The organism is Micromonospora sp. DT231 (assembly GCF_049847025.1).
GTDB lineage: Bacteria > Actinomycetota > Actinomycetes > Mycobacteriales > Micromonosporaceae > Micromonospora.
In genome coordinates this window covers 91,448-115,548 of the sequence record NZ_JBNCNO010000003.1, presented here as the reverse complement: position 1 = coordinate 115,548, position 24,101 = coordinate 91,448, and the positions used below count along the sequence as shown (strand labels likewise).

Below are 24,101 nucleotides of genomic sequence, written 5' to 3'. Positions count from 1 at the left end.
GCTCGCAAACCCGGCTCACTCCTCGCGCTCACTTGGCGGCCTCCGGAACGGCGCCGACCGCAAGGGTGACGACGTCCTCCTCGCTCGCGCCGGCGGGCAACTCGCCCGCGACCCGGCCGTCGCGCATGACGACGATGCGGTCACTCATGCCCAGCAGCTCCGGCAGGTCAGACGAGATCATCAGCACGGCCGCACCGTCGCGGGCGAGGCGGCGGACGAGGTCGTGGATGGCCGACTTCGCGCCCACGTCGATGCCGCGGGTCGGCTCGTCGAAGAGCAGGATCCGCGGGTTGAGCGCGAGCCAGCGGGCCAGCACGACCTTCTGCTGGTTGCCGCCGGACAGGAAACGGATCTCCTGGTCGTCGCCCGCACCACGGACCTCCACGGCGTTGAGCAGCTCGCGCACCCGAACGGTCCGGGCCGCACGGCCGGACCGGGCCGCGAAGACGGCCCGACTGGCGAGCAGCGCGTTGTCGAGCACCGACTGCCGGGCGACGATCCCCTCGCCCTTGCGGTCCTCGGTGACGTAGGCGATGCCGGCCCGCATCGCGGTGCGGGGTGAGCGCAGGCGGACCGGCCGGTCGTCGAGCGTGACGTCGCCGGTCGTGAACGGCGACACCCCGAAGATCGCACGGGCCAGCGCCGAGCGCCCGGAGCCCTGCAGGCCGCCGATGCCGAGCACCTCGCCGGCGCGCAACTGGAGGTTGACGTCGCGCAGCTTCCGGTTTCCCACGTCGCGAAGGTTGAGCCGCACCGGGCCCCGGTCCTCCGGGGCGGCGCGGTCCGGGTAGTAGCTGGACAGTTCCCGGCCGACCATGTGCCGCACCAACTCGTCGGAGGTGGTGCCCGCCGTGTCCACAGTGGTGACGTGGCGGCCGTCCTTGAGGACTGTGATCCGGCTCGACAGGTCGAACACCTCGGCCAGCCGGTGCGAGACGTACAGCAGGCCGATGCCGCGATCCTGGAGCCGGCGTACCAACCCGTAGAGCAGCTCGACCTCGTGGTCGGCCAGCGCGGCGGTCGGTTCGTCCATGATGAGCAGTCGCGCGTCCAGGGCGAGCGCCTTGGCGATCTCGACGACCTGCTGCTGGGCGACGCCGAGCTGCCCCACCCGGGCGTCGGCGGGCAACGCCGTCTCCCCGATCGAGGCGAGCAGGCGCGTGGTGCGGTCGAGCATCTCCCGACGGTCGACCAGCCCGCGCCGGACCGGCTCGTGGCCCAGGTAGACGTTCTCCGCGACGGTGCGCTCCGGCAGGAGGTTGAACTCCTGGTGGATGATGCCGACGCCGGCCCGCTGGGCGTCGCGCGGGCCACGGAAGGTCCGCGACTCACCGGCGAACTCGATGGTGCCCTCGTCCGGGGCGTACCCACCCGAGACGATCTTCATGAGGGTCGACTTTCCGGCGCCGTTCTCGCCGACGACGGCGTGGACCTCGCCCGGCGCGACGTCGAGGTCGACATCGCCGAGAACGCGTACCCCGAGGAAGGACTTGCCGATGCCCCGAAGGGTGAGCAGCGGCGCCGGCGGTGGATCTGACATCCCGAAAGCCCTCACAGATAGTAGTTATCGACAAGGTGCACGGGTCGGCGTACGACCCGCTCGTGGCCGGACCACGAACTTTCGCAGCTAGCTGCGGAGACTTACGTTTTTATGTTGCGAACATTCTCTTGACATCGACGAAACATCACACGTATGAAGAACATAGATGTTTGGATGCAGGTCCGCAATCCTCGACCGGGGCCGATTGCCAGGGCCGTCACTCGTCCGGCAGCGACGCCGTGTGCGAGCGATTCGGACATGGCCGTCGTCATCAGGGCAAGACGTCGGACGGCACCCCATTCATTGACACCCATCTATTTCTGGCTCATCCTGACCTTGTGGACCACGGGACACGAACTACAGCCACCGTCACTCAGAGTGATGTCCCGGGGGTCTGACTGCCGTTTCGGCGAACGGCACGAGGACAGACCAGCGCACTCGTGCTCACCTATGCGTCCCAGGTACAACCTGACGCAGGGTGAGCCCGTGGGCGCAAGCGGAGTTACCCGTCCTACCTAGGAGACGCCATGCGTCGCAATACCATGATCATTTCGGTGATCGCGGGCCTGTTACTGGCTCTCGGACTCGCCCCACCGGCGTCGGCCGCCCCGGCCTTCCGCGCCCTGGTGTTCAGCAAGACCACCGGCTATCGGCACGACTCGATCCCCGCCGGGATCTCCATGCTCCAGCAGCAGGCCGCAGCGAACAACTTCGAGGTGGTGGCGACCGAGGACTCGAGCGTCTTCACCGCCGCCAACCTGGCGACCTTCGACGTCATCGTGATGCTCCAGACCTCCGGCATGGTCTGGACCTCGGCCGCCCAACGCCAGGCGGTGGAGGGCTACCTCGCCAGCGGCAAGGGCATCGTGGCCATCCACAACGCCACCGACATGGGCATCGACACCGAATACCCGTGGTGGGACAACACCATCAACGGCGGCGCCCACATGCCGGAGCACTCCCCCGGCGTGCTGCCCGGCACCGCCATCGTCGCCGACAAGAAGCACCCGTCGACGGCCGGCCTGCCGGACAAGTGGAACCGCAGCGAGGAGTGGTACAACTTCGACTCCAACCCGCGTGGCAAGGTGCACGTGCTGGTGACCGCCGACGAGCGCACCTACAACCCGGGCGCCCGGGCGATGGGCCCGGACCACCCGATCTCCTGGTGTCGCAACACCGCCGGCGGGCGGGTGTGGGCCACGGCGATGGGTCACGCGATCGCCTCCTACAGCGAGACGTACTTCCGCGACCACGTCCTCGGCGGCATCAAGTGGGCCGCCGGCAACGCGCCCGGCGACTGCGGCGGCACCGTCTGGGGCAACTTCGAGAAGCGCACCCTCGACGACAACACCGTCGACCCGATGGCGTTGGCGGTGGCTCCGGACGGACGGGTGTTCTACGCCCAGCGTGGCGGACAGCTGAAGATCTTCAAGCCGTCCACCAACAGCACGGTGACCGCCGGGACGCTGAGCGTCTACACCGGCGGTGAGGACGGTCTCACCGGCATGGCGCTGGACCCCAACTTCGCCACAAACGGGTACGTCTACCTCTACCACTCGCCGGCGAGCAGCTCGACCGACGTCAACCGCGTCTCCCGTTACACGATGAGCGGTGACACGCTGAACATGTCCAGCGGTGTGACGATCATCGACATCCCGGCGTACCGGGACCGGACGTTCCCGGAGCCCGGGCACACCGGCGGTTACATCGAGTTCGGTCCGGACGGCAACCTCTTCATCGGCACCGGTGACGACACGCCCCCGAACCTCGACCCCAACTGGCAGGGCTACGCCCCGCTGGACTGGCGCTCGGGCAAGTCCAACCTGGACGCCGCCCGTAGCGCGGGCAACACCAACGACCTGCGCGGCAAGCTGCTGCGCATCCGCCCCGGAGCCAGCGGCGGCTACACCGTCCCGACCGGCAACCTCTACCCGCAGGGCACCGCGCAGACCAAGCCGGAAATCTACGCGATGGGCTTCCGCAACCCGTTCCGCTTCTCGATCGACCCCGCCAACGGCTGGGTCTACCTGGCGGACTACGGACCGGACCGCAATCCGCCGACCACCAACCGTGGTCCTGAGGGCCTGGTCGAGCTCAACGTGATCAAGACGCCCGGCAACTACGGCTGGCCGTTCTGCCACGGCAACAACCAGCCCTACGCACCGTACAACCCGGACACCGGCGTCGTCGGCGCGAAGTTCAACTGCTCGGCGCCTGTCAACAACTCGCCGAACAACACCGGTCTGGTCAACCTGAAGCCGGTCGTCATGCCCAACATCTGGTATGGCTACCCCGCCTCGACGACCTTCCCGGAGCTCGGCTCGGGCGGCTCGGCCCCGATGGGCGGCCCGGTCTACCGCTACGACGCGTCGAACCCGTCCGAGACGAAGTTCCCGCCCTACTACGACGGCGTGCACTTCTTCTACGAGTGGGCGCGCAACTACGTCAAGGAGGTGCACTTCGACTCCTCCTCGGCGGTGACCCGCACCAACCCGTTCCTGCCCGCCGGTAACTTCAACAAGCCGATGGACATGGAGTTCGGCAAGGACGGCTCGCTCTACCTGCTGGAGTGGGGCACCAACTTCGGTGGCGGCAACAGCGACTCCGGGCTCTACCGGATCGACTACAACCAGGGCGGCCGGTCACCGATCGTCAAGGCGACCGGCACACCCACCAGCGGCTCCTCGCCGCTGACCGTCCAGTTCAGCAGCGCGGGCACGTCCGACCCGGACGGCAACACGCTGAGCTACCTGTGGACGTTCGGCGACGGCACCACGTCGACGGCGGCCAACCCGTCGAAGACGTACACCGCCAACGGCAACTACACGGCCCAGTTGAAGGTCACCGACAGCACCGGTAAGACCGGCTTCGCCAACGTCCCGATCACCGTCGGCAACAGCGCCCCGGTGGTCACCATCACCACACCGGGCAACGGCGGCATGCTGACCTTCGGTGACAAGGTGCCGTACCAGATCACCGTGACCGATCCGGACGGCGGCACCGTCGACTGCTCGAAGGTGTTCCTCAACCCGGCGCTGGGTCACGACGACCACGCGCACGAGACCACCGAGTACCCGGGCTGCTCGGGCACCATCTCCACCGACCTGCTCGGTGGGCACCCCGATGGCGCCAACCTGTTCTACGTGCTGAACGCCCGGTACACCGACAACGGCGGCTCGGGGGGCGGATCCCCGCTCACCGGCACCGCACAGGCGATCCTGCAGCCGAAGCACAAGCAGTCCGAGTACTTCAGCAGCATGTCCGGCATCCGGGTCGTCGACCAGGCGGCGGCGGAGAGCACCAAGCGCGTCGGTGACATCTCCACGAACGACTGGATCGCGTTCAGCCCGATGAACCTGTCGGGCATCTCCACGGTCAGCTACCGGGTGTCGTCGCCCTCCGGCGGCGGTTCGATCGAGCTGCGCGCCGGCTCGCCGACCGGCACCCTGCTGGCCACCACCACGGTGCCCAACACCGGCGGCTGGGACAACTACCAGTCCACGACTCCGGTGAGCGTCGCCGCCTCCAGCGGGACACAGACGCTCTACATGGTGTTCAAGAACAGCAGCAACTCGTTCGATCTGGACTCGCACACCTTCGGCGGCAACGGCGTCGGGACACCCGGCACCGGTACCGGCGGTGGCCTGGCGGGGAAGACCTACACGGTCACGGCGCAGCACAGCAACAAGCTGATGGACGTCAGCGGTGTCTCCACCGCCGACGGCGCCCAGATCACCCAGTGGGCCTCCACCGGTGCCAACAACCAGAGGTGGCAGGCCGTCGACGCCGGTAACGGCGCGCTCTACCTCAAGGCGGTGCACAGCGGCAAGTGCGTCGAGGTGGTCGGCAGTTCGACCGCTGCGGGTGCCTTCCTCCAGCAGGCCACCTGCAACAACGGCAACCAGCAGAAGTTCACCGCCACCGCGACGGGAACCTCCGGCGTGTACACGGTGAAGAGCGTGCTGAGCGGCCTCTGCGTCGACGTCAACGGCGCGTCCACCGCCGACGGCGCCCGACTGTTGCAGTGGACCTGCCACAGCGCGGCCAACCAGCAGTGGCGGTTCACCGCAGTGTGACCTGCCGCTGACGCGGTAACGCAAAACGTCCCGGTCGGGACCGGTGTCCGATAGTCGGAGCCGGTCCCGGCCGGGACGTCTTCGTCAGTTCGGTTGGCTCGCCGCGCCCGGACCGGGCGCCTCGGCGAGCAACCCGGCCGTCGTCAGGGCGCCCCACAGCTCCTCCGGTACGGCGACCTCGGACCGTCGTACCGTCTCGGCCATCTGCACCTCGGTGCGGACGCCGACCACCGTCGAGACCACGGCCGGGTGCCTGCGAACGAAGGCGAGTGCCGCCTGCGGCAGGGTCACCCCGTACGTCTCGCAGACCGCAGCGATCCGCCGCGCCCGCTCGATCACCTCGGGCGGGGCCTGCTGGTAGTTGTAGACGGCATCGGCCGGCGGCTGGTCTCGCGACAGCAACCCCGAGTTGTAGACGCCAGCGATGACCACGCCCACCCCCCGGTTCTCCGCGATCGGCAACAGGTCGTCCGCCGCACCCTGTTCGAGCAGGGTGTAGCGCCCGGCGCACATCATCACGTCGACGTCGGTCTCCCGCACGAACCGCGCCAGCATCGCCGACTGGTTCATCCCCGCGCCGATGGCGCCCACGACGCCCTGATCGCGCAGGTCGACAAGGGCCGGCACGGCCTCGTACGCGGCCTGCTCCCAGTGGTCGTCCGGGTCGTGCAGGTAGGCGATGTCGATCCGGTCCAGCCCGCTGCGCTCGAGGCTGGCCTCGATCGAGCGAAGAACGCCGTCGCGGCTGAAGTCCCACACCCGCCGGTGGCTCGCGGGCACGTCGAACCCGTCCGAGTCCTGCTCGTGGGCGTTCTCGGGCGACGGCACCAGGAGTCGTCCGACCTTCGTCGACACCACGTACTCGTCGCGCGGTCGCTGGCGCAACGCGGCGCCGAGGCGGCGCTCGGACAACCCGAGTCCGTAGTGCGGCGCGGTGTCGTAGTACCGCACGCCCGCCGCCCACGCCGCGTCGACCGCCGTCGCGAACTCCTCGTCCGTCGTCCCCCGGTACAGGTTGCCGCCCTGGGCCGCGCCGAAACCCAGCTCGGTGAGACGTACCCGCGGGGCACGCGGCAGCGCTCGCGTCCTCATGACGCCGCCCACCCGGGTACGTGGTGAGCGGGCTCGCCGACGAGGCTCACCGGCGGCACCGGTCGGCCCGTCATCGGCCCAACCAACCGCCGTCGACGGGCAGCACGACCCCGTTGACGTAGTCCGACGCCGACGACGCCAGGAACACCGTGGCACCGCCGAGATCGTCGGCGCGACCCCACCGGCCCGCCGGAATCCGGCCGAGGATCGCCTCGTTGCGGTCGGGATCCTCGCGCAGCGCCTGGGTGTTGTCGGTGGCGATGTAGCCGGGGGCGATGGCGTTGACGTTGACCCCGCGGGCCGCCCACTCGTTCGCCAGCGCCTTGGTGAGCCCGGCGATGCCCGACTTCGACGCCGCGTAGCCGGGGACGGTGATGCCGCCCTGGAAGCTCAACAGCGAGGCTGTGAAAATGATCTTCCCGTGGCCACGCTCGACCATCGTCCGGCCGATCTCCCGGCTCAGGATGAACTGGCTGCTGAGGTTCACCTCGATGACGTGGTCCCACATCTCGTCCGGGTGCTCGGCGGCCGGGGTGCGGGCGATCGTGCCGCCGTTGTTGACCAGGATGTCGATCGGCCCGAGAGCGGTGAGATCCCGAGCCAGTTGGTGTACGGCCGCCCGGTCGCCGAGATCGGCACGCAGGCCGGTGAACTGCCGGCCGGCGGCCCGTACCCGGCGTTCGACCTCGCTGCCATCCGGTTCGAGCTGGGCGGAGACGCCCACGATGTCGGCGCCGGCAAGCGCCAGGGCCTCGGCCATGGCGAGGCCGATGCCGCGTCGGGCGCCAGTCACCACGGCGACGCGTCCGGACAGGTCGAACAGGGCCGTCACTTGCCCACCTCCCGCAGGTCGAGCAGCACCTTCATCACGCCGCCACCCTCGAGTGCCGTGAAGGCGGCGCCGGCCGCCTCGACCGGCTCCACCCGGGAGATGAGCTGTTGTGCCGGAATCGCGCCCGAGGCGACCAACCGGATCGCCTCCACCATGTCGTCGCGCTGGTACAACCGCGCGCCGAGGAGTTCCAGCTCGCGCCAGAAGAACCGGTGCAGGTTCACCTCGCGGGGCCGGGGGTGGATCGCCACCATCACCAGCCGACCGCGGGTGGTGAGGACGTCGACCGCGGTGGTCACGCCACCGGCCGAGCCGGACACCTCGAAGGCGATGTCGGCGCCCGCGCCGTTGGTGCGCTCGTTGACAAGCGCCACGACATCTGTCGCTCCCGGGTCGACGGCCTCGATCCCGATCCCGGCCGCCACCTCCCGCCGGAACGGGTCCGGCTCGACGAGGAGCACCCGCGCGCCGCGGCCCTGCGCGACGACCGCGATGAGCGCCCCCACCGGCCCACCGCCGACCACGACCACCTGGTCGTCGGCGGTCACGTTGCCCCGGCGGACGTCGTGTACGGCGACCGCGACCGGCTCGACGAGCGCCGCGTGGTCCAGCGGCAGGTCCTCGGGGAGCGGCAGAACCAGTTCCGCCGGCACGGTCCAGTAGGACTGCATGGCGCCCGGTGAGTCGATACCGAGGAAGTTCATGGCGTGGCAGACGTGGGAGTGCCCGCGCTGGCAGGCGGCGCACTTTCCACACGGCCGGGTCGGCAGCACGGTGACGGGCGCTCCGATGGTCCAGCCGGTGGTGTCCGGCCCGACGGCCGCGATCCGTCCGGACATCTCGTGCCCGATGATCGCCGAGTCACCGACCCGAGCGTCCATGTCTCCGTGGTAGATGTGCAGGTCGGTGCCGCAGATCCCGGTGTACGCCACCTCGATCCGCACCTGGCCGGGGCCCGGCGGAACCGGTTCGCGATCCTCGATGCCGAGGTCTCGCGCCCCCCGGTAGACGACTGCCTTCATCGATCCTCCGTCTCGACGGCCGGCACGTCGTTCGTGCCGACCGGACATGGCCGTGGGTGCACCGCGATGGCGGTGCACCCACGCGTTCACTGTTTCTGTCGGTCAGCTCAGTGCCGCCCGGTGGGCGACACCTCGTTGCGGTAGTTCAGCGGCACGACGGGCACCTGGCGGGTGGGGACGACCCCGTCGATCCCGCCCAGCAGGCGTCGACCGGCCCGCTCCGGCCGGACGTTGGGGCTCTCGGCCGTCTGCGCCCACGGGCGGTGGTTGGCCGTCCGGATCCGCTCCTCGTCGATGCGGACACCAAGTCCGGGTGCGTCGCCGAGAATGAAGGCGCCGTCCTCGACGTGCAGGTCGACGGAGACGCCGACCGGTGGGTGCAGGTCCTGCAACTCACTCGTCAGGTGGTTCGGCACCGAGGTCGCGGCGTGCAACAGACCGATCGGGCTGTTGCCGATCGGGCTGACCGGCAGGTCGTACGCGTGCGCCAGGGCGGACGCCCGCAGGAAGTGGGTGACTCCCCAGACGGCGGCCATCTGGACGACGTCGACCGCGCCGGCGGCGAGCAGCGGACGGTACTGTTCGAGCCCGGTGAGGTTCTCCCCGGTGGCGACCGACGCGCAGACCCCTCGGCTGACGGTGGCGAGGCCCTCGGCGTCCCAGCGTCGGACGGGCTCCTCGATCCAGATGAGGTCGAGGGAGCGTTCGAGCTCGGAGACGTGCCGGACGGCCTGCTTGCGGGTCCAGGCCTCGTTGACGTCGAGCATGAGACCCGGTCGGCGGCCGTGCCCCGCCTCGGTCAGGACGTCCCTGACCAGGGTGAGCCGGTGCCGGTCGCGTTCGATGTCGAGACCGCCCTTGAGCTTCGCGGCGCGCAGGCCGTGGCTGGCGTAGACCTCGTACTCGGCGACGAGTTCGTCGTCGGAGAGCCCGATGTCCAGCCCGGACGCGTAGGCGTTGACCCGCCGGTCACGTCCGCCCAGCAGCCGCCACAGCGGCTCGCCGGCGGCCTGCGCCTTGATGTCCCAGAGCGCGGTGTCCAGTGCGCCGATGGTGCCGAACACCGGGCCGGCGTGGCCCGCCTTGAAGGTGTGCCGCAACATGCGGTCGTACAGGGTCGTCACGGCACGGGGGTCTTCGCCCTCGATAGCTGCGAAGATCCGCTCGATCTCGACGTGCGGCCCGAGGCCGACTCCCGAGACGCCCTCGTCGGTGTCGACGATGACGATCGAGACCGGAACCACCCCGTCGGGGAACACCCCGTTGGCATCGCCGACGGGCCGCCCCCATTCCTGGACCGTGGTGAGCGTCCGATATCCCGTGATCCGCATGTCAACCCTTCGTGGAACCGGCGGCTACACCGTCGGCAATTTGGCGCTGGAGGAACAGGTAAACCAACAGGACGGGTATGGCGGCGATCAGCACGCCGGAGGCGAACGTGGGGATGTTGTCGGAGTACTGCCCCCGCAACGAGGTCACCCCGATCATGAGCGTCCGGTGATCGGCCGAGGGCATCATCACCAGCGCCATGAGGACGTCGTTCCAGCAGAACAGGGCGTTGAGGATGCCGACCGACAGCAGCGCCGGGGTGCCCAGCGGCAACATGATCCGGCGGTACACGCCGTACACGGTGTTGCCGTCGATCCGTGCCGCGTCGACGATCTCCGGGGGGATGCCCCGGTAGTAGCTCGTCATCAGGAACACGGTGAAGGGCAGGAACTGGGCCACGTAGACGAGGACCAGACCGGGGTACGTGTCGATCAGCCCCGCGTCGGCCATGATCCGGGACAGCGGCACCATGATCACCTGGAACGGGATGAAGAGCCCCGCGAGGCAGCCCAGGAACAGCGCCGACGAGCCACGGAACCGCAGCTGGCTCAGCGCGAAGCCGGCCATCGACCCGAGCAGCAGCAGCAGGAGCACCGACACCGTCACCACGAGCAGCGAGTTGACGAAGTAGCGGCCCATGCCGACGCTGTTCCACGCCGTGCTGATGTTCTCCCAGCGCAGGGCGTCGGTCAGGGAGAACCGGTCGAGGATGTAGTCACGGCGGGTCTTCATCGCGACGTTGGCGGTGAAGAGCAGCGGGTAGATCGTCGCCAGCGCGAGCAGTGACATGGGGATGGCGATCAACCACCATCCCAGGCGGGCCCGAGACATCAATCCTCCTTTCCGGATCGTTCGAGCAGCTTGATCTGCAACAGCCCCACCACGAGCATGATCATGAAGAGGATCGTCGACGCGGCCGACGCGAGAGCGGGACGGTTCATCTGGCCCTGCTGCTTCCAGATGTAGAACTCCGGCAGGTACGTCGACCCCTCCGGCCCGCCGCTGGTCATGACGTAGAGCAGCCCGAACATCGAGGTCAGCATCCCGATCATCGTGGTCACGAAGACGAACTGGATGGTGCGCGAGAGGCCCGGGACGATCACGTGCCAGACCACCTGGCGTAGCGACGCCCCGTCCACCCGGGCGGCGTCCAGGAGCGCGGGGTCCAGGGTGGCGAAGCCGGAGAGGAACACCACCAGGGCCATTCCGAAGGTGGCCCAGATGTGCACGCCCACCACCATGAACATCGCGATGTCCGGGTCACCGAGCCAGTCCACCGGAGTGATGCCGAACGACCCGAGGATGGCGTTGAGAGGACCGTCGAAGGCGAGCAGCAGGTTGAAGATCGCGCCGACGATGACCGGCGAGAGCACCGCGGGGAAGAAGTAGACGCTGCGGTAGAAGCGGTGGCCGGGCACCCGCAGGTAGATGAACGTCGCGAGCAGGCCGGGGATGGCCACGGCCACCGGGAGCAACAGCACCAGCAGCCCGACGTTGCTCAGCGCGGTCCGGAACAGCGGATCGTGGAACAGCTCGCGGTAGTTGCCGAATCCGACAGCCGTCCCGTTCTGCGCACCGTCGCCGGTGAAGGAGAAGTTGACGCCGAGGAGCAGCGGATAGAGCCGCAGCACCACGATGATCAGAATGGCCGGAGCGACAAGGATGTAGGGAGCGAAGCGTTCGGCCCGCAGGCCGCCGCGGGCGCGACGAGGCTGCGCACCATGCCGATGGGTGGCGGGGGTAGGCCCCGCCCCGCCGGCCCGTCCGGCCTGAGCCAGACGGACCGACGGTTGCGTGTTTCCAATTGACACGAGGGTCAGCCCGCCTGGTCGGAAGCGGCCAACTGCTTCACCACCTCGTCGACGGTGATCGACCCGCTGAGCAGTTGCTGGGAGAGGCGCCCCATCAGGTCCAGCGTCTTCGAGGAGAGCGCCACGTGCAGAGCGGGCTTGCCGCTCTTCAACTCGCCGACGATCGTGGAGACCGCGGGCCCGCCTGCGGACACGTCGATGGTGGTGTCGGCGGCGATCGCACCGGCGTCGGCGTAGAAGGCCTTCAACGCGTCTGCCGAGCTCAGGGAGCGCACCAGGTCGGCGGCCACCTTCGGGTCCTTCGTCCACTTGGCGACCGCGTAACCGATGCCACCGTCGTACGGGAGGCTCGGGGTGGTGCCAGCGGTGACGACCGGGGCCTTCATGACGCCGAGCTTCTCCGCGGTGAGGAACTCGTTGAAGTCCTGCCAGTGCCCCACGTCCGACATCAGACCCATGACGTGCGCGGCCTTACCGGACTGGAAGAGTGCGAAGGAGTCGTTGAACATCGCGGTCGAGTTGGCGCCGTCGCTGTTCATCTTCCGGTCGCCGGTCTCCTTCCAGAGCTGGAAGATCCGCTTGACGTTTGCGGAGTTCCAGTCGCGCTTGCCGGTGATCCAGGCGTCGTACTCCGCGGCCGTGAGGGTGACCGACCCCATGCTGGAGAGCCAGAACTGGATGCCGACGCCCTCCTTGTTGCCGAGGGCGAAGCACTTGGAGCCGGCCTTGGAGATGGCGGCGCAGTCGGCGACGAACTTGTCCCAGGTGGCGGCGGGGGTCGCCGGGTCGAGGCCGGCCTTGCGGTAGATCTCCTTGTTGTAGTAGATCGGATAGCCCTGCAGCGTCACCGGGGCGCCGTAGACCTTGCCGTCCTTGGTGAACGCGTCCCAACCGGCCAGCCGCTGCTTGTCCTCGGCCACGTAGTCGGTGATCGGCACCAACGCGTCAACCCGGTCGCGAATCTGGCCACCGCCGTTGAACAGCATGACGTCCGGGCCCTTGCCGGACTGGATCGCCGCACCGAGCAGCGTGTAGTACTGGTCGAAGGGCTGCGCTACGAACTCGACCTCGACTTTTGGGTGCTTCTTTTTGAAATCGGCCTTAGCCTTGTCCAGATAGGATTTGGCGAACGGCTCGCCGGACTTCCAGTCCCACACGACGAGCTTGCTGTCCGACCCGCTTGACGAGCTTGAATCGCTAGCACTTCCACAACCGGCCAGGGCCAGGCCCACAACGAGGACGGCCGACCATATTGCGCGCTGTCTCATCAGTTGTCACCTCAGAAAGTGGGGTGGCCGGCGGACGCGCCGCCGTGCCAATGTTGCCCGGAACGTAACTCGTATGACGTGTGACGTCAATACTCAGCCGTACACTGAGCCAGACGTCGTGCCACGGCGAGCCTTTCGGAGGGGACATGACGCCATCGCAGGAGACGGCCCTGAACAGCCCGGTGACACCGGCATGGGTGCGTCGGCCGACCAACCTGGCCCGAGCGGTCACCGCCGAACTGGTGGAGCGCATCGTACGTGGCGTGCACCCGTCCGGGACGTCCCTACCTCCCGAGCCGATCCTCTGCGAGACCTTCTCGGTGAGCCGGACCGTCGTCCGCGAGGCAGTCAAGATCCTTCAGGAGAAGGGGCTGGTGCAGGTACGCCAGGGCGCCGGCACCATGGTCACCCCTGCGGCACAGTGGGACATGCTCGACGAGCTCGTCCTCGGGGCCACGATCGCCAAGGACGACAGCCTCGCCATCCTCGACGATCTCGTCGTCACCAGGCGCGTACTGGAATCCGACATGGCTAACGTCGCCGCCCGGCTCGCCGACGCGCAGACCATCGACCGGCTGCGCGTCATGGTGGACCAGATGGACCAGCTCGTCGACGACCACGTCACCTACCACGAGCACGACCGGGCCTTCCACGACGCGATCATGCAGACGTCCGGTAACCGCATCGCTCGCGGCGTCGTGCGGGCACTGGAGAGCCAGGTCATCAACACCGCCCGCTACATGGGCCGGACCGAACGCTCGCTGTGCGTGGCGTCCAACCGGGGCCACCGGCGCATCTACGAACGCATCGCCGCGCACGACTCCGAGGGTGCCGCCGGTGCGATGTTCACCCACATCACCGAGGCCTGGCTGGTCCGCCGCAGCGGCTCGGGCAAGCCGGTTCGTCTGCAACGCTGACCGGCCGGACGACGAAGCGGCGCCCACCCCCGAGGTACGGGAGCAGGCGCCGCCAGAGGCCGACCAGGTCGGCAAGGCCGGTCAGGAGAACTGCGCGAAGAACCTCCAGATCTCACCCTTGGTCCAGGTCGTGATGCCGCTCTCGGCATAGGTGCCGTCGACCGGGCCGGGCATGTGACCGTTGTCGTACGCGGCCCACTGCACCGGGTAACCGGCCCGGCAGCCCGAGTACGTGGTCGTGACGTGCGTGCGGCTGCCGGCCGCCGGCTCGCGCGGGCTCTGCGCGGTGCAGCCGTTGTTCCGGACGAACGTGTCGCGCAACGCCCGGCCACCGGAGATGCTCAGGACGTTGTCCGAGATGCCGTGCAGCCCGAAGTACGCGATGGGCTGCGTACCGCCACTGCAACCGCTGATCTGCCCACCGGAGATGACCGCGACGGCGCGGAAGACGTTGGCCCGCGCGCAGGCCACGGCGTAGCTCATGCCGCCGCCCCAGCTGAAGCCGAGGGCGAACCGCTGCCTCGGGTTGACGCAGAGGCTGCTCTCGATCCGGCTGATCATGTCATCGACGAAGACGATGTCCTCACCGCCGGCGTTGCCCCAGCCGTTGCCGAACCCCTGGGGCGCGACCAGGATCGCGCTGTTGTTCGACTGCTCCTGCTGCCCGTAGTAGGACCACGGGGTCCCGCTGGTGCCGCCGGAGGCGATCTCCTGCATCGTGCCGCCGCGCCAGTGGAACGCGAAGATCAGCCGGTAGGGGTTGCTGTTGTTGTAGTTGGCGGGCACCCGCAGGATGAAGGTGCGGCTCTTGCCGTTGCTCTGGATCGTGTGCGTGCCGCTGGCCAGCGTCGGCGCCTTGCCGCACCCGCTGCCACCCGACGGCGGCGGGTTGCTGCCGTCCGTGCGGACGAGCTGCCACTGCTGGTTGGTGCCGTTCCAGTCGGCGTACTGCACGATGTTGGCGCCGTCGGCGGTGGACGAGCCCTGCACCTCCACGGCCTTGTTGCTGTTGCGGTTGATCAGCCGGACGTAGCCGCCGTCCGAGTCGGCCAACCGGAACTGCTGGTTGGTGCCGTTGTTGTCGGACCACTGCACGATCGCCCCGCCGTCGGCGGTCGAGCGGCCGCTGACGTCGAGAACCTTGCCGGAGTGCCGGGACTTCACCCGGTAGAAGCCGTCACCGGAGTCGACGAACTGCCACTGCTGGTTCGCGCCGTTGTTGCGCGTCCACTGGCTGATCCGGGCGCCGTCGTTGGTGGCCGAGGAGACCAGATCCAACGCCTTGCCGCTGTTGCGGTTGACCAGGACGTACCAGGCGCTGGTGTCCACCGTCGCCGCCGCCGCGGGCGCCGCGTTGACCGCGACGAGTGTGCCGGCCGCCATGAGCGCGGCCGCTGCGGCGGCCAACCCTGACCGCCAACGACGTCTCGGTGGAGAGGCGGGACGAACCTCACCGATGGCCTTCATGGTCCACTCCTTCGATCGGGGTCACCTACGAGCGGAACGCGCGCGTGCCCTGGGGGTGTGTGCCAGCGTCTGGTGGTGGCGTCGGCACGTTGGGGGGTGTGCGGGCGTAGCGGCCCGCCCCGACGGAAGGGGCGAGCCGCTACGGTTTCCCGCTGGATCGTGACGGTCGTCAGCCGATGCGGACGAGTTGCCACTGCTGGTTGTTGCCGCCCCAGTCGGCGTACTGGACGATGTTGCCGCCGTCAGCCGTGGATGAGCCCTGCACCTCGACGGCCTTGCCGCTGTTGCGGTTGATCAGGCGCTGGTAACCGTCGGCCGACTGGGCGAGCCGGAACTGCTGGTTCGTCCCGTTGAGGTCGGACCACTGCACGATCGCCCCACCGTCGGCGGTCGAGCGGCCGCTGACGTCGAGCACCTTGCTGGAGAGTCGGGACTTCACCCGGTAGAAGCCGTCACCGGAGTCGACGAACTGCCACTGCTGGTTCGTGCCGTTGTTGCGCGACCACTGGCTGATCCGGGCGCCGTCATTGGTTGCGGAGGCGTACAGGTCCAACGCCTTACCGCTGTTGCGGTTCAGCAACACGTACCAGGCACTGGTGTCCACCCCGTTGCTCGGCGGAGGCGTGGTGGGCGTGGTCGAGCCGGCGTTGAGGGCGTTCAGGACGCTCGTGTACGCGGCCTTCTTGTTACCGTTGCACTCGAAGAGCAGGGCGTTGTCCGACCCACGCCACGAGTCACAGTCACGCACACCCCACGTGGTGATGCCCGTGCACCGCGAGACGGCCAGGCAGGCACGGGTGACACCGGCGAAGATGTTCGCCTGGTTGCCGCCGCCCATCACGTCCAGCTCGGTGATCTGCACGTCCACGCCGAGATCGGCGAAACGCTGCAGATTGGCCTGGTAGTCACCGGCCAACGAGGTGCCCAGGTGCGACTGGAAACCCACACAGTCGATCGGCACGCCACGGGACTTGAAGTCCCGCACCATGTTGTAGATCCCCGTCGACTTCGCGTTGATCCCGTCGGTGTTGTAGTCGTTGTAACACAACTTCGCACCCGGATCCGCCGCCCGCGCCGCCCGGAACGCCGCCTCGATCCAGTCGTTGCCGGTGCGCTGCAGGTTCGAGTCACGCCGCCCGCCGCTGTTACCGTCGGCGAACGCCTCGTTCACCACGTCCCACGCGTAGATCTTGCCCTTGAAGTGGGTCGCCACCTGCGTGACGTGGTTGATCATCGCGCTGCGCAACGGGCTACCCGACATGTCCCGCGCCCAGGTCGGCTCCTGCTGGTACCACAACAGCGCGTGGCCCCGCACACTCATGCCGTTGGCCTGCGCGTGCGCGACCAGCCGGTCACCACCCGTGTAGTTGAACCGACCCTGCTGCGGCTCGGTCGCATCCCACTTCATGTCGTTCTCGGCCACGACACTGTTGAACTCGCGGTTCAGGATCGTCACGTACGCGTTGTCGGAGAGCTTCTGGCCCGCGACGGCCGCACCGAAGTAGCGACCCTTCTCGGCCGCTGCCGCCTTCAGAGTCGTGCCGGCGCCACTGGCCGTGGGGGCGAGCACCGCCGTCATGCCCGCGGTGAGTGCGACGGCGAGGGACGCCGCCGCCAGCAGAGTTCTCTTGGGTTTCATGTCGTTCCTTTTCGGTGGTGGTCGCAACGGTGGTGGTCGCAACGGAACCGGGACGTGGATCTCGCATCGGCACGTACCGACACCTGTCGTCCGGCCGGCTGACGCTGCCGAGGGTGCGTGATCGACGTCCGCATGCCCTGGGGAACGTCGTGACCGTGAGGTGCGACAGCGGCTCGCCCGGTGAGCCACACGTGCTGCCTTCCTCGATATCGAGGGTGAGCGATAACATGCCGTTCGTCAAGACGTAACATAAGCCCGTATCGATGCTGTCGAGGTCAGGTTCCGCCGAAGCCTGCCTCGTCACCGTCGTCCTGACGCGCTGCCCTGGTGGGGAGCCAACCGCGCCGGTCGCACCTCGTGCACGCGCCGGTCGCGCTGACTCTGTTATCGCTCACAGGGCCGCGGACCAACCGGACCGCGGCCACCCTGCGTACGGCGGCGGTCACCCTCGGGCGGGCCGTGGCCCGCCCGGGTCGGACCACGCACCAGCCGACCGGTCCACCGCGCGGCGGGCCGCCATCAACACGCGCATCCGCCGCGCGCCGGTTCCGCGGGATTCCTGGCGGGGTGCACTCCGGCCAGGATGTCGGCGGTCGTGTGGGCCTCGATGCCGGGCAGCTCGCAGTCGGTGAACCGCGCGACGACCGCCCGGACGTGCCGCTCGGCCGGTGCCGCGAGGCCGTCGTAGACGGCCTCGAACAACTCCCGCGCCGGCCTCCGGAGCCATTTCTTCGGCAGCAGCTCCAGGGGCAGCTGCGGATCGAGGACGGGAAAACGCCGAAAGGTGTCCATGACCTCGGTTCGGGCCCGTACCGCGGCGGCACCCTCCATCTCCCCCGCTGCCACCCGAGGCAGCACCGCCGTCCAGTGCGTAAGGAACGCCTGGTAGTTCCGGCCGATCTCCGCGATGTCCCAGGCCTCGATCGGGGCGCGGTGGATGGCGGACCCGATGGCTGCCTGCCGGCCGCGGAACACCGTGACGGCACCGAGGGTGAGCTGGTCGAGCTGTGCGCGAGCGGCAGGGGTCAGCTCCTCGGGTGAGATCCACAGCCCGTCGTACAACGGCGCGTATCCGAGCCACCGCAGTTGGGCACGAAGGGCCCGACGCTGGGCGCTCCGGTCCTGGGGCAGCGAGAACGCGACGATCGTCCAGCAGCCGTCCCACCGCACGGTCGAGCTGGTCGAGGCGAGGATCCAGTTGCCGCCGGACGAGAGGTTGGCGGCGGCCGCGCGGCTGAGCCGGTAGGAGCTGCGCCGTCCCAGCCGGCTGCCCTCCAGGACGCCACGGCGGGCCAGCCGGCTGATCGCGGTACGCGCGCCGGCCGTGGTCACCCCGGTCTCCTCGAGCAGCGCGACGATGGCGGCGGACGGGAGAGCGGCACGAGTCCGCAGGGTGTAGTCCGCGAGCAGGGTCACCGCGACGCCCTGCGGCGAGTTGCCGACCTGCCGCCGGGGCAGCCGGAGCTGTTGGCCCCCGTCGTCGGGATAGATCTCGTCGATGTCGAACGGGCTTGCCACAGGCGCTCCGTGCTCTTCAGGGACGGTGTGACGACTGTAGACGGACCGCCGTCGAACGGGGAGTCACCGGTCGACCTTTGATCGAAGGCATTCGATTGACACTTGTTGGCCCGAGGAGAACACTAATCGCCACGCGATGTGGTCCGGAGTCGGGCAGGGCGAGCCACCGGTAGCGGGCATCGCGCGATCACCGCGGGCCTCGGGCAGACCCGCGACCCGATCGCGCGGCCACCCACAGCCTGCACAGGCAATCGAAGGAGTCGTCCGTTGAGAATCAGAAGAAAACTGCTGCTCGCCCTGGCCGCGTCGCTGGTGGCGGCCGGACTGGCGGTCCCCGCGACGCAACCCGCGTACGCGGCGTCGCTGACCGAGGTGACGAGCTTCGGTGACAACCCGGGTCGGATGCGGATGCACGTCTACGTGCCGGACAACCGCCCGGCCCGGCCGGCGACAATCGTGGCGATGCACGGCTGCGGTGGGTCCGGCCCCGGTTTCTACTCAGGCAGCGAGTTCGCCGGCCTTGCCGACCGGTACGGGTTCATCGTGATCTACCCGTCCGCGACCCAGCAGGCCGGGTTCGGCAACTGCTTCGACGTCTGGTCGGACGCGGCCAAGCGGCGCGGCGGCGGCAGTGACCCGGTGTCGATCATCTCGATGATCCGGCACGTGCAACAGCAGTACGCCGCCGACCCGGACCGGGTCTACGCCACCGGCAGCTCCTCCGGCGGCATGATGACCAACCACATGCTGGCCCTCTATCCCGACGTGTTCAGGGCCGGCGCGGCGTTCATGGGCGTGCCGTTCACCTGCTTCGCCAACGCGGCCGACTTCCCACCCACCAGCAGCCAGTGCACCGGCGGGAACATGAACCGTACGCCGCAACAGTGGGGCGACGCGGTCCGCCAGGCGTACCCCGGTTACTCCGGGCCCCGCCCGCGCGTCCAGTTGTGGCACGGCACCAACGACACACTCGTGCCGTACTCGCTCTTGCAGGAGTCGATCGAGCAGTGGACGAACGTGTTCGGGTTGGGCCAGACGCCGACCTCCACCGACACTCCGCAGCCGAACTGGAACCGGCGCAGGTACGCCGACAGCAGCGGCACGGTCCAGGTCGAGGCGTACAGCATCCAGGGCGCCGGGCACAGTCTGCCCGCCAGCGGCATGGCCGCGTCCGCCATCGGGTTTTTCGGCCTGACCAACCCGACCAACCCGACCACGCCACCGCCGAACCCGACCACGCCACCGCCCAACCCGACCACGCCGCCGCCCAACCCGACCACGCCGCCGCCGGACTCCGGCGCCTGCCGGGTGACCGTCGCCGTCAACGCCTGGAACAACGGGCTGACCGAGAACATCACCGTGACGAACACCGGCGCCAGTGCCGTCAACGGCTGGTCCCTGGTGTTCACCCTGCCCGGCGGTCAGAGCATCACCTCGGGCTGGAACGCCTCCTACTCCCCGAACTCCGGGCAGGTGACGGCCCGCAACGTCGCCTACAACGCCGGCATACCCGCGAACGGATCGGTGACCGTCGGCTTCCAGGCCACGCACACCGGTAACACCGCCAAGCCGAACGCGTTCACCCTCAACGGCGCGTCCTGCTCGGTGGCCTGACACCGGCACGACGGGGACGGCACGCCATCCGTGCCTCCCCCGCAGTGCCGGCGGCCCCGGCCGGGCGGGAGTCGACGAGTACGTGCGCCGGTCACCAACTCGTGGTGACCGGCGCACGTGTTGTCGGGCTAGCGGTAGCCGGCACTCACGATGCTGGCCTGCACCGCGGCCTCGGTCGCGTCGGACGGGTAGCCGGCGACCATGGCCCCCTCGTAGAAGGTGCCGGCGCTCAGGTTCGCGCCGCCGTCGGGCTTGCAGCAGTCACCGCCACTGCCCAGGATGATCGCACCCTGCTTCTTCATCGGGCTGTAGCCCGGCGGGAGCGAGCCGTCGTACAGCGTGTAGAGGCTGCCGGACGTGGCGTCGCTGCCCTTCATGGCGAAGCGGCTCGTGCCGTTGTTCTTCAGGGTCGCGGTCACGAACTTGCTGGTGAAGGCGCGCTGGTTCGGGTTCCAGCTCTGGCTGCCACCGGGGAAGAGACCCCACTCGAGGTCTGCCTGCACCCACGGTCCGCTGCCGGAGCAGCCGCCGAACCAGCACTGCTTGCTGAAGTTGATGGCGTCCATCGCACCGGCGGCGTCGGCCTTGCGGGTCGTCTCGCTGTTGCCGTAGTCGAAGCAGCAGCCGCTGTTGACGTGGGTGCCGCTCGTCACCATGTACATGCCCTCGGGAGCGGCCCCGGTCGGCACTCCGGTGAGGTGCCCGTCGCGCCAGTAGCTGTTGCCGGGGTTGATGTAGAGCGAGTACGCCTTGGCGCCGCCCACGGTCAACGACTCGGTCGTCGCGACCGCCGGCCTGCTCTGCGGGCTGCCCGGAACCACGCTCGACCCCTGGTACCAGAGGTCGTTGCCGCGCCCGGACTGGTCGAAGACGACGGTGATGACGCAGGTGGTGCCGGTGCAGAACGAATCCTGGGTCGCCGCGTTCGCGGTGCCACCCGTGCCGGTCAGCCCGACATTGCGGGTCGTGTTGTCCGACGAGCGCCGGACCTGGTAGAGGTTGCCGGTGTACGCCGCGTAGAGCGCTCGCGTCGTGCTGTGTGCCGCGACGCACGGGGTGCCGCCGGAGGCGTAGATGTCACACGGGCGCGCACCGCTCGGCGGGGGGCTGGTCGGCGGCTCGGAGGTCGGCGGCACGGAGGTCGGCGGCGTGTTCGGCGACGCCCACTGCTGGTTGGCGCCACCGTTGCAGGCCCAGAGGATGACCTTGGTGCCGTTCGCGGTGGCGGCGGCGTTGGCGTCGAGGCAGAGCCCGGACTGCACGCCGGTGATGGTGCCGTTGCTGTTGACGTTCCACTGCTGGTTGTTCTGGCCGTTGCAGTCCCAGATGATCGCCTGGGTGCCGTTCGTGGTGCCCCGGCCGGAGGCGTCCAGGCACTTGTTGCCGTACACCTGGAGTTGCTTGCTCGACGTCCAGGTCCAGGTCTGGCCGGCGGCGCCGTTGCAGTCCCAGAGTTGCGTCTGGGTGCCGTTGGTGGTGCTGGAGTTGGGCACCTCGAGGCAGCGACCGGACGGCGTGCCGACGATCCGGGTGCTCTGCCCCGGCGCGATGGTCGCCGCCGCGGCGGCGTCGGCGGCGAAGGGCGAGCCGGTGGGGGCGGTGCCGACGCCGATGCCCACGACGACGAGCACCCCGGCCAGGGCACCGGCGAGGAGGGTCAGACGTCGGACGCGTTGGCGTCTCGGGATGAGGTCGCGGGCTGTTGCTGGCCCGCTGCGGGACGGGGTTCGCACGAGGTGGCTCCTCGGAGTTGTGAAAGCGCGGGGGGATCGTCGACGCGCCACGGGCGGGTGGTGGCATGGCGAATCGCAGCGAATCGTATGACCTTTATTTTATTCATGTCAATGAATGCAGCGCGGGAGGTGGCGCGCTGACCGCGGGGCGGGCGGCCAGCGCGTCACCTTCTCCCGGGACGACTACCGCCCCAGGAGCCGCCAGGTCTGGTTCAACGAGCCGTTCTGGTTGACCGCCTTGCAGGTCCACTGGAGGACAGTTGCGCCAGCCGCCGTGGAAACGCCGTTGACATCCACACACTTGCCGCTGTGTCGGGCAACCAGCTGGTAGTCGTGCGAGTCGTTGCCCGAGTAGGTCACCCTGCGGAGGGTGAACTGCTGGTTCGAGCTGTTCAAGCAGGTCCGCTGGCTCACGGCAGCACCGTCGGCGGTGGACGCCCCGTTGACCTCGAGGCACTTGCCGCTCTGCTGGTTGACCACGGTGTACGTGTTGGCCACGCCGGCGACCGGGCTGAAGTTCCAGAGCTGCTGGTCGCCGCCGTCGCAGTAGTTCTGCTGTTGGCCGTTGCCGTCGGCGGTGCTCAGGCCGGTGTTGTTGAGGCACTGCTGGGAGTGCTGGGCCACCGCCACCGACTGGAAGCTGGCGTCGGCCGGGGGCAGCAGGGTGACGGCGTAGGTGTCGGTCTGGTTGGTGTACGGCACGGTCACGGTGGCGTTGTTGTTGGACACGCCGACCACGCTGTTCGAGACCGTGATCGGCCCCGCCACGGCACCGCCGCCGTTGTGCGGGATGCGTTGGGTGAGGACCCGAACCTGGTTGTTCTGCACGATGCCGCTCGTGGTGTCCAGGCCCTGGAGGTTGACGGTCAGGTTCCCGGTGGTACGACCACCACCGATCAGGATCTTGGCCACGCCCGCCGCCTTCGTGGCGAACGCGTCGTACGACTGGCTGGGCGTGACCCCGGCGATCTGCCCGGTCTGGGAGGCGTAGAAGCGGTAGTTCCACCACTCACCCTTGGGCTGGTGCTGCCCGGCCGAGTTGCGGATCAACAGGTTGCCGAGGTCGTTGTGCAGGCTGCCCCCGCTGGCCCAATTCGCCCGCAGGCCGTCGGCCCGGGCCCGTTCCAGCCGCGCGATGTACCAGGCGCCGTCGGCCGGGTTCTGCTCGTCGGGCGCGCCGTACTCGTTGATCTGGTAGGGCCGTGGGTGGGCGATGCCACGGGGGTCGAGGGTGGCGTTGGCCGCGGCGACGTTGGCGACCGGGTCGCCCGGCAGCGAGTGCCAGCTGATGATGTCCGGCACCGTGTTCGTCGAGCGGACGAAGTCCAGGTACTGGTTCCAGAAGGCGTGGTTCGTCGACGGGACGCAGGCACAGCTCGGCCCGACGATGAGCTGGTTGGGGAACTCCACCCGGAGGCGCTGGTAGGTGCGGCGCCACAGTTCGAGGTACTGGGAGATCGGGCGGTTCCAGAAGATGGTGATGTTGGGTTCGTTCCAGATGTCCCACTGCACGTTCAGCCCGGACGCGCGGACGTCGCCGATGAGCCGGGTCAGGAAGTTGTCGTAGTCGGTCCAGTTGCCGTTGTCGCCGGGGAAGCGCGAGATTCCGGCGCCGTCGGCACCCCACAGGTCGTGCGGCAGGATGATGAACTTCCCGCCGAGGGCAGTGGTCCGACGTGCCTGGGCGAGTGTGGAGTTCCACCGGCGGTCGTAGGTGCCGCCGACCCAGCCGCTGCCCGGGAGCTGCGCGCCGCCGGCGCGCATGGACTGGAACTTGACGTCTCGGTAGAAGTGGTCCGCCGGACCGCTGGCGTTCTCGGTCATGCCGTAGATCCAGCCGGACGCGCGGTAGGTAGGCGTGCCGTTGTCCGTGGCGAAGTTGACGCTTATCGACTCGTTGCCGGCCTGCGCTGGAGGCGCGGCGACGGTGACGGCGGCGGTGGCGGCGAGCAGGCCAACCGCGAGTCGGGCGGCGAGCGCGCGGGCTCGGCCTGACCTGCCGGGGGACGGGGTTTTCACGGGCGGCTCCTTGGTGGGGCGCGGGGGACGCTCTCCGGAGGGCTGCTTGCGAATCGATTCGCACGGATCGTAGGACCAGGAACTGAACCATGTCAATGAAGTGACGACACGGTGAAGGTGGCGTTTCACAGCGCAGCCTTCGGAACACCCGATCATCTCTTGACCAGCCGACAGCGGCGGACCTATCTTCGTGCGAACCGATTTGTCGAATCGGTTCGCCTCAT

At 68.8% G+C, this 24,101-nt stretch carries 16 protein-coding genes; 3 read left to right on the top strand and 13 right to left on the bottom strand.

Going from position 1 to position 24,101, the window contains the following annotated elements:
* Positions 1-28: 28 nt before the first annotated feature.
* Entirely contained in the window at positions 29-1,540 is a 1,512-nt protein-coding gene (locus ACPXBU_RS08740; protein ID WP_425757653.1) for a sugar ABC transporter ATP-binding protein, read from the bottom strand.
* Between the two features lie 527 nt (positions 1,541-2,067).
* Here ACPXBU_RS08740 and ACPXBU_RS08735 point away from each other — a divergent pair.
* Positions 2,068-5,616: a ThuA domain-containing protein gene (locus ACPXBU_RS08735; protein ID WP_425757652.1), complete on the top strand. Its 3,549-nt coding sequence runs from the start codon at positions 2,068-2,070 to the stop codon at positions 5,614-5,616.
* 84 nt (positions 5,617-5,700) lie between these two features.
* On the opposite strand, the gene ACPXBU_RS08730 is transcribed toward ACPXBU_RS08735, so the two are convergent.
* The 7 genes from ACPXBU_RS08730 to ACPXBU_RS08700 all read right to left on the bottom strand — a co-directional run bounded on the left by ACPXBU_RS08730 (position 5,701) and on the right by ACPXBU_RS08700 (position 12,859).
* On the bottom strand, positions 5,701-6,708 hold the full coding sequence (locus ACPXBU_RS08730) for an aldo/keto reductase (RefSeq protein WP_425757651.1): 1,008 nt from the start codon (positions 6,706-6,708) through the stop codon (positions 5,701-5,703).
* A 70-nt stretch (positions 6,709-6,778) separates the two neighbouring features.
* The gene (locus tag ACPXBU_RS08725; protein ID WP_425757650.1) at positions 6,779-7,540 is read right to left on the bottom strand and encodes an SDR family NAD(P)-dependent oxidoreductase; all 762 of its coding nucleotides are present in this window, start codon (positions 7,538-7,540) and stop codon (positions 6,779-6,781) included.
* Complete coding sequence (locus ACPXBU_RS08720) at positions 7,537-8,562, bottom strand: zinc-dependent alcohol dehydrogenase (protein ID WP_425757649.1); 1,026 nt, start codon at positions 8,560-8,562, stop codon at positions 7,537-7,539. Before ACPXBU_RS08720 ends, ACPXBU_RS08725 begins: the two co-directional genes overlap by 4 nt.
* 107 nt (positions 8,563-8,669) lie before the next feature.
* Complete coding sequence (locus ACPXBU_RS08715; protein ID WP_393367250.1) at positions 8,670-9,893, bottom strand: mandelate racemase/muconate lactonizing enzyme family protein; 1,224 nt, start codon at positions 9,891-9,893, stop codon at positions 8,670-8,672.
* Position 9,894: 1 nt separating this feature from the next.
* Positions 9,895-10,722: a carbohydrate ABC transporter permease gene (locus ACPXBU_RS08710; RefSeq protein ID WP_393367249.1), complete on the bottom strand. Its 828-nt coding sequence runs from the start codon at positions 10,720-10,722 to the stop codon at positions 9,895-9,897.
* Complete coding sequence (locus ACPXBU_RS08705) at positions 10,722-11,525, bottom strand: carbohydrate ABC transporter permease (RefSeq protein WP_425757648.1); 804 nt, start codon at positions 11,523-11,525, stop codon at positions 10,722-10,724. Before ACPXBU_RS08705 ends, ACPXBU_RS08710 begins: the two co-directional genes overlap by 1 nt.
* Positions 11,526-11,707: 182 nt before the next feature.
* Positions 11,708-12,859, bottom strand: coding sequence for an ABC transporter substrate-binding protein (locus ACPXBU_RS08700; protein ID WP_393367247.1), 1,152 nt, complete (start codon positions 12,857-12,859; stop codon positions 11,708-11,710).
* Positions 12,860-13,116: 257 nt separating this feature from the next.
* Here ACPXBU_RS08700 and ACPXBU_RS08695 point away from each other — a divergent pair, with 257 nt between their 5' ends.
* Positions 13,117-13,887 (top strand): FadR/GntR family transcriptional regulator, encoded by a 771-nt coding sequence (locus tag ACPXBU_RS08695; RefSeq protein WP_393367246.1) that lies wholly within the window; start codon positions 13,117-13,119, stop codon positions 13,885-13,887.
* A gap of 81 nt (positions 13,888-13,968) precedes the next feature.
* Here ACPXBU_RS08695 and ACPXBU_RS08690 read toward each other — a convergent pair whose 3' ends face one another.
* From ACPXBU_RS08690 to ACPXBU_RS08680, 3 genes are all read right to left on the bottom strand, one after another.
* The gene (locus tag ACPXBU_RS08690; RefSeq protein ID WP_425757647.1) at positions 13,969-15,354 is read right to left on the bottom strand and encodes an RICIN domain-containing protein; all 1,386 of its coding nucleotides are present in this window, start codon (positions 15,352-15,354) and stop codon (positions 13,969-13,971) included.
* Between the two features lie 169 nt (positions 15,355-15,523).
* Positions 15,524-16,993, bottom strand: a complete 1,470-nt coding sequence (locus tag ACPXBU_RS08685) for an endo-1,4-beta-xylanase (protein ID WP_425757646.1) — start codon at positions 16,991-16,993, stop codon at positions 15,524-15,526.
* 519 nt (positions 16,994-17,512) lie between these two features.
* Positions 17,513-18,511 (bottom strand): PaaX family transcriptional regulator C-terminal domain-containing protein, encoded by a 999-nt coding sequence (locus ACPXBU_RS08680; RefSeq protein ID WP_425757645.1) that lies wholly within the window; start codon positions 18,509-18,511, stop codon positions 17,513-17,515.
* A gap of 267 nt (positions 18,512-18,778) precedes the next feature.
* Between ACPXBU_RS08680 and ACPXBU_RS08675 the strand changes: the two genes are divergently transcribed.
* Complete coding sequence (locus tag ACPXBU_RS08675) at positions 18,779-20,125, top strand: extracellular catalytic domain type 1 short-chain-length polyhydroxyalkanoate depolymerase (protein WP_425757644.1); 1,347 nt, start codon at positions 18,779-18,781, stop codon at positions 20,123-20,125.
* A 128-nt stretch (positions 20,126-20,253) separates the two neighbouring features.
* Here ACPXBU_RS08675 and ACPXBU_RS08670 read toward each other — a convergent pair whose 3' ends face one another.
* Complete coding sequence (locus ACPXBU_RS08670) at positions 20,254-21,858, bottom strand: arabinofuranosidase catalytic domain-containing protein (RefSeq protein ID WP_425757643.1); 1,605 nt, start codon at positions 21,856-21,858, stop codon at positions 20,254-20,256.
* Positions 21,859-22,041: 183 nt separating this feature from the next.
* Positions 22,042-23,877: an RICIN domain-containing protein gene (locus ACPXBU_RS08665; RefSeq protein WP_425757642.1), complete on the bottom strand. Its 1,836-nt coding sequence runs from the start codon at positions 23,875-23,877 to the stop codon at positions 22,042-22,044.
* Positions 23,878-24,101 lie beyond the last annotated feature (224 nt).